The organism is Caldanaerobacter subterraneus, assembly GCF_004345675.1.
Taxonomy (GTDB): domain Bacteria; phylum Bacillota; class Thermoanaerobacteria; order Thermoanaerobacterales; family Thermoanaerobacteraceae; genus Thermoanaerobacter; species Thermoanaerobacter subterraneus.
This window is the reverse complement of record NZ_SLWU01000047.1, coordinates 1-9,759: the sequence shown is the minus strand read 5'-3', so window position 1 is coordinate 9,759 and position 9,759 is coordinate 1. Positions and strand designations below refer to the sequence as shown.

Here is a 9,759-nt window from a genome sequence, read left to right as displayed (position 1 = left end):
AACAGAATAATAATAAAACAGAAAAATATAAAACAGAAAAATATATATACAACAACCCGCCTAACGGCGGAACAAATTCCCAGCCTTCGGCTGGGGTTGTTGTTGAAATAAATGAACAGTACAAAAAAATCACAGGGAGAGATAAACTCTCCTTTTTTGCTGCCCTTCTAGAGGTATATCCTGCAGAAAAGGTAATGAACGCTGTAGCTTATTTAGAGAAAGCAATGCTACGAGGGAAAATTGATAATCCAGAGGGTTTTGTCATTTCTGCCCTCAGAGAAAACTGGGACACACAGCCTTTTGAGCAGGAACAAAAATTGAAGAAAGAATTCACTCCTCCTAGAAACTACTTCAACAGCTATACCCAGAGGACTTACGACGTAGAAGAACTTGAGAAAAGGCTTCTTGAGCACAGCAGAAAGGAGTTTTTCTCAAATAAAGAGCTTTTGGAAATGGATAAAGAGACTTTATTTGACGACTCTTCATGAGAAGGAGAGGCGCAATATAGTACAAAGTTGGAGGTGATAGTATTGAACAACAGGATAATATCTTTCTGGAGTGCAGGAGGAAGTACCGGAAAAACAACATTAGCTGCTGCATTTACTTTGGCTTTAAAAAAGTACAAAAAAGATATAGTTTTAGCTGATTTTAAGGAAGTTACACCACATGTTCACAAATATTTTGGGATTGAACTTAGCGATAAATCAAATATATATGAGGCAATAGAGAATGGACATAATGCAACAGAAGCAGTTAAGGAGCATTTACAAAAAAAACAGGGTATATGGATTTTATCAGGTTTTGGGATGAACGACTTTGCAAAGTTTGAAGAAAAGCACTTCTTTGCCGTGCTTGAAGTGGTGAAAAATGAATTTGAGCATGTTGTTGTTGATACAAGCGCAGGGGTATTCTTCTCTTCTACCTACACTGCACTGAAAAACAGCGATGTGATTTTTGCTGTTGCAGCACCTACTATCTGGAGCATTGAGGATACAGCACAAATGATTAATTTTGTCTCAAATAGATGGGGTGTTGAAAAAGAAAAATTTAAGGCAATATTAAACGCTGTCAGCAAAGAAGAAGTAGACACTTCTACTGCTGAAAAAATCCTTGAAATTGAAACCTTCAGTGTGAGGTATGGCCAGAAGAATATACTCAAAGATGTAACCAAGATAGCAGAGTTTTTGCTTAAAAAAGACATAGAGAAAGTAATTGGCATTAAAAGAGCTGAGGAGGCGAAAAGCTTTGGCGTTAATTAATCCTTTTGTGCCAGAGGAAGTTAATTATCAGAGCAGAAAAGAGATAGACTCTACTGTAAATACGGCTGTTGATGAGATTGTTACTAAAATCGTTGAAGAGCATTCAGACCTTGTTGCAGGAGTGGAAAGTGGGACACAGTCACGGATACTATTAGAGAACAAAATAAGAGAGCTGGTGATTGATAAAAAGCTGTACAAAGGCAGTGTTGAGGAATTTATACAAAAGGTATTTGATGTGCTTTTTGGGTATGGGCCATTGCAACCATACATTGAAGATCCGGAAGTGTCAGATATACTCGTCAATTCTCCCGATACTGTCTATATCAAAAAGTTCGGGAGAAAATTTCGTGTCCCTGTGGACTTTGGCAGTGAAGAAAAGCTGACAAGATACTGCTACAGAATAGCTGCGATGTGCGGAGGAAAACTGGATGAAAACTCCAATGCTGAAGCTGTGCTCACTGATAAAAAAAGGAATCTAAGAATTGTCATATCGCTTAAGCCAATTAATGTGCTCTCCCCTTCTATTTCAATCAGAAAGCCTACAACAAGCTTTACGCTGGATGAGCTTGTTGCAAAAGGAATGCTTTCTGATGAGCAGAAAGAATTTTTTAAAAAGGCAGTGTTAGACAGAAAAACCATTGTCATAGCAGGTAAGGGTGGAAGTGGGAAGACTACTCTTTTAGGTGCTTTAATTGATGTAGTTCCTCATGAAGAAAGAGGACTTTTAATTCAGGATACGTTTGAAATTAAGCCGAAACACCCTGATATTATTTGCAAGCTTGTAAGAATTTCTGATAATCCTGAAGTAAAAGATTATACTTTGTTTGAACTTACAAAGATAGGACTCCTTATGAGCTTAGACCGCATTTTCATAGGTGAGATAAAAGATAGAGAGGCGATGGACTTTTTCAATGCCGTGTATACGGGCCACCGTGGAAGTATGGCAACAGTTCATGCAAACTCCGCAGAAGAAGTTGTAAACAGGTTAATTCTACTCATGAAGCGCTCTGGTACTGATGTGCCGGTGGATGATTTAAGGGAAATGCTCTTTGCATCATTGGATTTGATTGTTTTTATGGAGGACTACAAAGTTAAAGAAATATTGGATTTGAGGGGAGGAGGTGTTAGTTGATTTATTTAACTTTTTTAGAGTCTGCTCTTCTGGCTTTAGTTATATATGCTGCAGCATTAGGCGTTGAGCGCCTAAAGTTTAAAAAGCGCTTATCCAAATGGCAGTTTAAAAAGACAGGGGTTTTATCAGAAAAAGGGTCTAGACTTTTAAGAAGTATAGACGTGCTTTTAGCAAGGTCAGGTGTTAAAAGTAAATTACCTTTTCTTGACGCAAAAAACATGATGATTGTCAGCGTACTGCTTTTTGTAGCAGTCATTTATCCTTTTCGGAGGCTAGGTTTTGCAGCTTTGTTTTATGCTTCTTCAGTTGTGTATGTACCTTATGCTGCTATGATGTTTATGTCAACTGTAAATGCTAAAAAAATTAAAGAAGCGTATTTGTCTTTTTTGACAACATTTATAGGCTTTTACAACATTGAAGGAAATATTATCAATGCCTTAAAATCAACAGCACCTTATATTTCTGAACCTTTGAGGTCAATCATTAAGAGAAACGTGTTTTTGTATGAAAAGACTCAAATGAGTGTTGATGAATGCCTTGAAAATATGGCTGCTGAAGCAGGAAGCAGAGAGTTCAGGAAGTTTATAAATTTTGCTAAGATGAATGCAAAATACGGGGGAAATTTTAATAAGGCGCTTATGAAGCTAAGAGAACAGGGTGAAAAACTTTTTTCACTTGAGTCTATTAAAGCAGCTAACGCTTCAGTGGGAAGCATGGTTATACTCATCATGATAGTGATAAATCTTCTTCTGATGATGAACATTTCTGCTGATCCGGACATTGTGTACATTGTGAAAAACACCATAACAGGCCAGGCTATAGCCATTTCAAATGCGGTGTCAATCGTATTTGGGCTTTACATGATTAAAAATATTAACTCTTCTGCGTAAAAAGGAGGGATTAAGATTATTTACAGCGTTTTTCTCATACCAATACTAGCTTTTTTGATATACAGTGTGATAAAGGAATATGAGATTTACTCGCTTAAAAAAAGAATTTACCGCATAAGACCTGCTGACGAGATTTCAAAAATTGTAGGTAAAGCAGTAAAAAAAGATGTACTGCAAAAGATAAACGATAAGCTCAAAGCAGCAGGAAATCCCCTCGGGCTTACTGCTGAGACGTACATCCTTGCTCGTGCAGGGCTTTTTTTATTTTCAATTGCTTACGCTTATTTAACAGGAATGAGCGGAATTCAGGCCGTTTTACTAGTTCTGCTTGGATTTTTTGGCCTTGACATATACATTTCTTCTGTAAAAAAAGACAGGCAGGAAAAGTTCAAAAAAGAAATGCCTGAAATAGTGGACTTATTTGAGCTAGGAGCAGCGGCTGATGTGCCGCTTGAGGATATATTCTTAATTACTGCTCAGTCAGCCCAAGCAAAGGAGGTGAGAAATGCATTAACGAAGCTTGCTGCAGAATATATCATGACCAGAGAAAAGGAGGTGGCTTTAAAAAGGTTTGTAAATGAAGTGAATTTGCCTGAAGCTAATGTGTTAGCAATGGCATTACTGCAGGGAGAAAGGACAGGAAGAACTTTAGAGATTTTATCTACTCTTTCTACTTCACTTTTTAACACTGCAGCATCCAAAATAGCACGTCAGGATAAATCTATGGAGTATAAAGTCCTTGCAGCTGTTTTCTTTTTAATGGCTTCTATTGTGACGCTTTATATTTACTCCTATTTTACAAACATTCAAGGCGGATTAAGATTAATTTTTTAAGGAGGTAGATTTGATGTTCAAAAAGATTAAAGAGTCAATCAAAAAAGCTTTAGGGAATTCTAAAGGATTCAGTGAAATTGTTGCTGTAGCTTTGATAATCCTATTCGTAATTCTTGTTGTTGCAAATCCTATCAAAAATACCGGGCAGACTACAAGCAGAGGAATCTCAAACCTTAATACACAGATGGAGCAGGTATTAAATGGGCAGTAAGGAGGTGAAGGCAGGAGGACTGTTTGGTCTTCCTGCCGCACTTATGAAAAATTTCTGGAAAAAGGGGACTGCAGAAGTAATAGCTTTTGTGCTTGTGCTTCCTTTTCTTATACTCCCAATTGCCAACACAGTTAATATGCTGACAGATTTGGTGAGATACGATACGCTGCGTCAGGCAGCGAGACAGGCAGTTTTAAGGATGGAGATTGAGGGAGGCTTAACTTCTGATGGGCTTTACAGTCTTGAGGCTTTTCTTCAGTCAAAAGGGATAGACCTTAATAAGGTGCATATTGATTACACCCCTTACCCTGTTCCTTACGGGGAAGAAGTGAAAATAAGGATAGCGATGGATACTGTTATGAGGAGGTACACTATTACGCTTGGAGGTATAAAAAGAGTTGATGAAAATACTCAGATGGTTTATGGGCCTATTTCATCTGTCAGTAAAAAGTATGAGAGATAGAAGAGGCATAAGCTCTATATTTCTTGCACTGCTTTTTCTTATTCCTTTTATGACATTCAGTATGTTCCTGATAGAAAGTAGGTTCTTGTATACCATTAAAAACAGTGCTGATGATGCTGTTGTTGCAGCAGCCCTAGCAGCACTAAAAAGCACAAATCCAGTAGATATAGCCTATGGGGAATATGTCCTTGACCCTAATGCTGCAAGAGATACTTTTTATGAATACCTCAGGAAAAACATGAAGCTTGATGAGAATATGAACCCCCTGCCGGGAAGTGTTGCAGCAGGGCCGGTGCATGTTGACGAGTTTATAGTTTACAACCCCGGCAGCTACCCGACATTTTGTCCTAGAGGAACGTTTATAAAAAACACATCTATTCATGTTGTTATAAGTTTTAAGGCTAAAAGGCCGGCTTTGACAGGTTTGTTTGGAAAATATGTTGAGATTGTTATACACCGTGATGTTGATAATTTCTATAATTTACAGGAGGAATGATAGATGTTTGTAAAGAAAAAAGCGATACTTATAGCGTTAAGTTTAATTCTTGCAGGAGGCTTATCATTTTTTCAGTATCAATATTTCAAAAGCATGGCAGAAAGTGATAAAAAAATTCAAGTAATTGTTGCAGCTTCTGATATTAAAGCAGGAGAAAAAGTAGATACAAAGTTAGGGATAAAAGTTATACCTCAATCAGCTTATGTAAAAGAAATGTATTTGGCAAATGAGAAAGTAACTGGTTATGCAAAAGTAGATATTGCTGCGGGGTTATATGTGCTAAAAAGTATGGTTTCACATGAGGAAGTACCTGTCTTGAAGGAGGGTATGAGAAGGGTAACAATAGGTGTAAATTTGACATCATCTCTGGCAGGGAAAATCAAGCCGGGTGATATGGTCGATATTGGATGGGTACCCAAGGATGAAGCTAAGGATGGTGCTCCTAAAGTAATAGCTGAGAAGGTTCAAATATATGATGTTGTAAATAAATCAGGCGAAGATGTTAGAGAGGTTGATAAGAGCAATCAGTATGATAAAGAATCTTTACTTCCTGCAGCAGTGACTTTGATTGTTACACCTGAGCAGGCAGTTACCATAAAGGAATATGAAGCTAAAGGAAGCTTGTTTTTAGTAGGATATTAAGGAGTTTACAAAAAGAAGAAGTTAACCGAAAATATAATTAGAAAAACCAAAGAAAGCGAGGCAATAAAATGACGAAAAGAGCGGCATTAGCAGTTTTACTAAATTTTTTACTATTTTATTTTGTTTTTTCCTCCCCTTCCTATGCTGATTCGTATTACAAGGGGTTCTTGTACACTTATCAGAACAACACCTATATGATGGTGCCTGCAAGAGGCATATTTCAGAGCATGGGAGCTGAGGTTAAATGGTTTGGTGACACTCAAACTGTTGAAATTACAAAGGATGACGTTAAAATTGTTCTTCAAATTAACAGCACAAAAGCAGTTGTAAATGGGAAAAGCGTAGAAATGCCTGTACCGGCAATAATTAAAAATGACTCTACTTTTTTGCCACTTCGATTTTTAGCCGAGCTAATAGGTGGAAATAAAGTAAAGTGGGAAAATGCTACTCAAACAGCTATAATTCCTTTCAATGATTCAGCTATATATGTGAGGGCAGTAGATTACGATGCTGAAATACAGAGTTTCAGCACAAAAATTAATGGAATTTCAGTAACAGGTGTAAAGATACCCTACAATTCACCTTATAAACCTGCAGTTGTTCTGGCTAATAATCAAATAGGAACTACTCAGAGCTTATACGATATGGCTAAGTCCTACAATGCTACTGCAGCAATTAATGGAACATTTTTTAGTGCCTATAGCGGTCATCCTGACCCGTGGAATACAATTATTAAGTCAGGAAAAGTGGTTCATGTAGGTAATATAGGGACTGTGTTTGGATTTACTGCAGATGGAAGAGTTAAGATGGAAAAATTAAGGATAAAAATAGAAGGCGGTACAAATGGGTCTTACTCATGGCCAAATAACTGGTATGCTTATGGATTTAATCATACACCTAATGGAAATGGCGTGTACATATTTACACCTGAATGGGGAACTCACTTGGGATTTAGTTATGGAATAAATGTTGTAGTGGAAAATGGTGTTGTTAAAGACATCAAGGGAAACCAAGATGTTAATATTCCTGCTAACGGATATGTCATAAACCTTAGTGGCAGCGAAGAGTATCTGGCAAGAGTGTTTGAAGTTGGAAAAACAGTAGAATATAGAATTGTTTATACAGATGCAGACGGAAACAAAGTAGATTGGTCTGATGTGGTTGAGGCAGTAGGAGCAGGTCCTACTCTTGTTAGAAATGGTGAGATAAATGTTGATCCTGTTAGTGAGGGTTTTACTGAAGCCAAGATTTTAAGCCTATCCTTTGCTAGAAGTGCAATAGGAGTAACTCCTCAAGGGGACATTCTCCTTGTAACTGTACCGAATGCTACTGTGTATCAGTTAGCGCAGATTATGAAGCAATTGGGCGCTTACAACGCTATGAATCTTGACGGCGGAGCTTCTTCTGGGTTGTACTTTAAAGGAAAGTATCTTATAACACCCGGTAGAAACTTGAGTAATGCCTTGATATTTTACAAATAAGATTTTAGGCCCTGCACAAAAATGTGCAAGGCCTTTATTTTATTGAGGAGGTGGAGGAAATAAAGTATATTCCAGTTGCAGTGCTTCTTTTTTATTTAAGCTATCTAGACCTTAAAAAAAGGGAGGTACCAGATTTTGCGGTACTTACCCTTTTTATTTATTCTTTATTTACCTGTAAAGATTTTAAGGAAAGCTTTTTGATGGCAGTAATAGTTTTTATGGTTCTTCTCATCCCCTCAATTATATTTGAAGGAAGTATTGGAGGAGGAGATATTAAGCTTTTAACTGCTTTAGCTTTTTTTATGGGTAAAGATTTCTCTGTATTAGCACTCCCTATGTTTGTGCTTCTTGCAGGTACTTTAATTTACGGGCTAATTAAAGGAAAAGGGGTAAAGTATTCTGTGCCTCTTGTACCATATGTGTTTGTGTCATACCTATTCTATTTTTCTCTGGAGGTGTTTTTGTGGAATTTGCACTTCTGGTATTAAATGATGAATATCACAAAGTAGAGCTTGCAGGCGGCTACTGTGACGGGAAATGCGGTGTGTGCAGAAAATGTATAAACAACAGAAACATTATTACGCTCATTAGAGAAGAAAATGCAGAGTTTTATCAGAAGTATGTTTTAGATCACCAAACAAGAACTGCTGAGTTATGTAAAAAAGTATCAGAAGCTCTTTCTCTTGATGAAGGCGAAAGAAGAATTTTAATTCAATCTGCACTGTTGCACGACATAGGAAAACTCCTAATACCTTTCAACATTCTTTCAAAAAACGGCCCCTTATTACCCTTTGAAAGGCGAATAATGGAATTTCACCCTCTCAAGGGTGCGGAGTGGCTCAGAGAAAGAAATTTTCCTGAGGAAATTGTAACTATTGTTGAAACTCATCATGAGAGATACGACGGGATAGGTTATCCTTATGGATTGAAAGGGAATGGAATACCTTTCTTAGCAAGAGTTTTAGCAGCATGTGATGCTACCGATGCTATGATGTCAGGAAGACATTATAAGGCAGCTGTTGAAAAAAAGTTTATAATCGAAGAGTTACTTAGAAACTCAGGAAGTCAATTTGACCCTATGGTTGCAAGGACAATGATTGAAATTATACATGAGGAGGAGATGGCTAATGTTTAAAATAGGGCTTGACTTGGGATATGGATATGTGAAAGGGGTAAATGAAGCAGGCAAAACCGTCCTTTTCCCCTCACTGGTTGGGAATGCGTATCAGAGAAATCTAATAGGGCTGTTTGGGCAGAATCTAAATAACCTCATTGAAAACATGCATGTGGTTTTAAGAAACGGGAAAGAAGAGCAGGAAGAATATTTCATTGGTGACCTAGCAAGAAGAGAAGGAAGGAATGTATCCTATGCCTTTGACGAAAATAAAATAAATCATCCCAACACAAAAGCTGTCCTTGCCAGCGCTTCAGCTCTTTTATTCCCATCAAATGATGAGCCTGTACACATTGTGTCAGGCCTTCCTTTAGAGCAGTACATCCATCAAAAAGATGAGCTTAAAGAAATGCTCAAAAATTTTAAAGCAATGGTGGAGTTTAAAGGCTACAACATCTTAAAAATAGTCAAGTTTGACAGAGTAACAGTTTTTCCTCAAGCCGCAGGAGCGGTATACTATGCTATAATGGATGACCTGCAGAAGTACCTAATAAAGGGAAGCTACATAGGGCTTATTGACATAGGCTACAGAACAACAGACTATATAGTTTTTGTTGTTGATGGGAAGCTGTCACTGAGGGAAGACCTTTCGGGTACTTTAGACATAGGCATGTCTCAGTTAAGCAATGCTGCCGATAAGCTATTTACCCAGCGTACAGGATCTAAGCTTGATATACCCGAGCTCATCCAGCTTGTGAATGAAGGAAGCATATTCTACAGAGGAAAAATTTTAAACTTTGAAAAAGAGTTAAATGAGGTAAAGCTTGAGATATCACGTGTAATACAAGACAGAATAAAGGCTGTGTGGGGAAGCAAGCTTGACTTCTTCAACACAATTTTCCTAGCGGGAGGTGGAGCAGTAAGCCTATTTGACAGCTTAAAGAACCTGTATGAAAACACAGTACTGGTTAAGAATTCTCAATTTGCCAATGCAAAAGGATTTCTAAAAGTAGCAGAGCTGGAAGAGAAAAAAGAGAGGGATAGGGAATGACAAAAGAGAGGGATCTGGATTACAAAGGTGCATGGGAATTAATGAAGCAGATGGTTGACTACTACACGGGAGAAAAGAAGTACCTCACAAGGAGAGAAATAAAGTACATCATACGAGTATGCGAAAATAAAGATGAGAAAGTTATTAAAATCATAGATGATGACAAAGGAGGAGCAAAAATATGAT

The 9,759-nt window shown here is 37.6% G+C and carries 13 protein-coding genes and 1 pseudogene; all 14 read left to right on the top strand.

All coding sequences use genetic code 11. From position 1 onward, the window contains the following. A pseudogene (locus tag EV203_RS12745) lies at positions 1 to 488 on the top strand (helix-turn-helix domain-containing protein); the annotation flags it as partial. 33 nt (positions 489 to 521) lie between these two features. Next, positions 522 to 1,259, top strand: coding sequence for a CpaE/TadZ family protein (locus EV203_RS12740; protein WP_243700708.1), 738 nt, complete (start codon positions 522 to 524; stop codon positions 1,257 to 1,259). Then, positions 1,246 to 2,391 (top strand): TadA family conjugal transfer-associated ATPase, encoded by a 1,146-nt coding sequence (locus EV203_RS12735; RefSeq protein ID WP_132040851.1) that lies wholly within the window; start codon positions 1,246 to 1,248, stop codon positions 2,389 to 2,391. The genes EV203_RS12740 and EV203_RS12735 overlap by 14 nt, the downstream gene beginning before the upstream one ends. Continuing rightward, positions 2,388 to 3,281: a type II secretion system F family protein gene (locus EV203_RS12730; RefSeq protein ID WP_132040850.1), complete on the top strand. Its 894-nt coding sequence runs from the start codon at positions 2,388 to 2,390 to the stop codon at positions 3,279 to 3,281. The genes EV203_RS12735 and EV203_RS12730 overlap by 4 nt, the downstream gene beginning before the upstream one ends. A 66-nt stretch (positions 3,282 to 3,347) precedes the next feature. Then, on the top strand, positions 3,348 to 4,115 hold the full coding sequence (locus EV203_RS12725; protein WP_019907131.1) for a type II secretion system F family protein: 768 nt from the start codon (positions 3,348 to 3,350) through the stop codon (positions 4,113 to 4,115). A gap of 13 nt (positions 4,116 to 4,128) precedes the next feature. Further along, the gene (locus tag EV203_RS12720; RefSeq protein WP_132040849.1) at positions 4,129 to 4,326 is read left to right on the top strand and encodes a flagellin; all 198 of its coding nucleotides are present in this window, start codon (positions 4,129 to 4,131) and stop codon (positions 4,324 to 4,326) included. After that, positions 4,316 to 4,789, top strand: coding sequence for a hypothetical protein (locus EV203_RS12715; protein ID WP_132040848.1), 474 nt, complete (start codon positions 4,316 to 4,318; stop codon positions 4,787 to 4,789). Before EV203_RS12720 ends, EV203_RS12715 begins: the two co-directional genes overlap by 11 nt. Next, positions 4,779 to 5,285, top strand: a complete 507-nt coding sequence (locus EV203_RS12710) for a hypothetical protein (protein WP_019907134.1) — start codon at positions 4,779 to 4,781, stop codon at positions 5,283 to 5,285. The genes EV203_RS12715 and EV203_RS12710 overlap by 11 nt, the downstream gene beginning before the upstream one ends. A gap of 3 nt (positions 5,286 to 5,288) precedes the next feature. Further along, positions 5,289 to 5,927, top strand: coding sequence for a Flp pilus assembly protein CpaB (gene cpaB / locus EV203_RS12705; protein WP_132040847.1), 639 nt, complete (start codon positions 5,289 to 5,291; stop codon positions 5,925 to 5,927). 68 nt (positions 5,928 to 5,995) lie between these two features. Continuing rightward, the gene (locus EV203_RS12700; protein ID WP_132040846.1) at positions 5,996 to 7,408 is read left to right on the top strand and encodes a phosphodiester glycosidase family protein; all 1,413 of its coding nucleotides are present in this window, start codon (positions 5,996 to 5,998) and stop codon (positions 7,406 to 7,408) included. Between the two features lie 50 nt (positions 7,409 to 7,458). Beyond that, entirely contained in the window at positions 7,459 to 7,896 is a 438-nt protein-coding gene (locus EV203_RS12695; protein ID WP_243700707.1) for a prepilin peptidase, read from the top strand. Then, complete coding sequence (locus EV203_RS12690; RefSeq protein WP_019907138.1) at positions 7,872 to 8,543, top strand: HD-GYP domain-containing protein; 672 nt, start codon at positions 7,872 to 7,874, stop codon at positions 8,541 to 8,543. Before EV203_RS12695 ends, EV203_RS12690 begins: the two co-directional genes overlap by 25 nt. Beyond that, the gene (locus tag EV203_RS12685) at positions 8,536 to 9,573 is read left to right on the top strand and encodes a ParM/StbA family protein (protein ID WP_019907139.1); all 1,038 of its coding nucleotides are present in this window, start codon (positions 8,536 to 8,538) and stop codon (positions 9,571 to 9,573) included. The genes EV203_RS12690 and EV203_RS12685 overlap by 8 nt, the downstream gene beginning before the upstream one ends. Beyond that, the gene (locus tag EV203_RS12680) at positions 9,570 to 9,758 is read left to right on the top strand and encodes a hypothetical protein (RefSeq protein ID WP_132040844.1); all 189 of its coding nucleotides are present in this window, start codon (positions 9,570 to 9,572) and stop codon (positions 9,756 to 9,758) included. Before EV203_RS12685 ends, EV203_RS12680 begins: the two co-directional genes overlap by 4 nt. Position 9,759 lies beyond the last annotated feature (1 nt).

What these genes read in the sequence shown, in the direction of transcription:
- EV203_RS12720 (WP_132040849.1), top strand. Translation starts at nt 4,129, where the DNA reads ATGTTCAAAAAGATTAAAGAGTCAATCAAAAAAGCTTTAGGGAATTCT.
- EV203_RS12715 (WP_132040848.1), top strand. Translation starts at nt 4,316, where the DNA reads ATGGGCAGTAAGGAGGTGAAGGCAGGAGGACTGTTTGGTCTTCCTGCC.
- EV203_RS12710 (WP_019907134.1), top strand. Translation starts at nt 4,779, where the DNA reads ATGAGAGATAGAAGAGGCATAAGCTCTATATTTCTTGCACTGCTTTTT.
- cpaB (WP_132040847.1), top strand. Translation starts at nt 5,289, where the DNA reads ATGTTTGTAAAGAAAAAAGCGATACTTATAGCGTTAAGTTTAATTCTT.
- EV203_RS12700 (WP_132040846.1), top strand. Translation starts at nt 5,996, where the DNA reads ATGACGAAAAGAGCGGCATTAGCAGTTTTACTAAATTTTTTACTATTT.
- EV203_RS12685 (WP_019907139.1), top strand. Translation starts at nt 8,536, where the DNA reads ATGTTTAAAATAGGGCTTGACTTGGGATATGGATATGTGAAAGGGGTA.
- EV203_RS12680 (WP_132040844.1), top strand. Translation starts at nt 9,570, where the DNA reads ATGACAAAAGAGAGGGATCTGGATTACAAAGGTGCATGGGAATTAATG.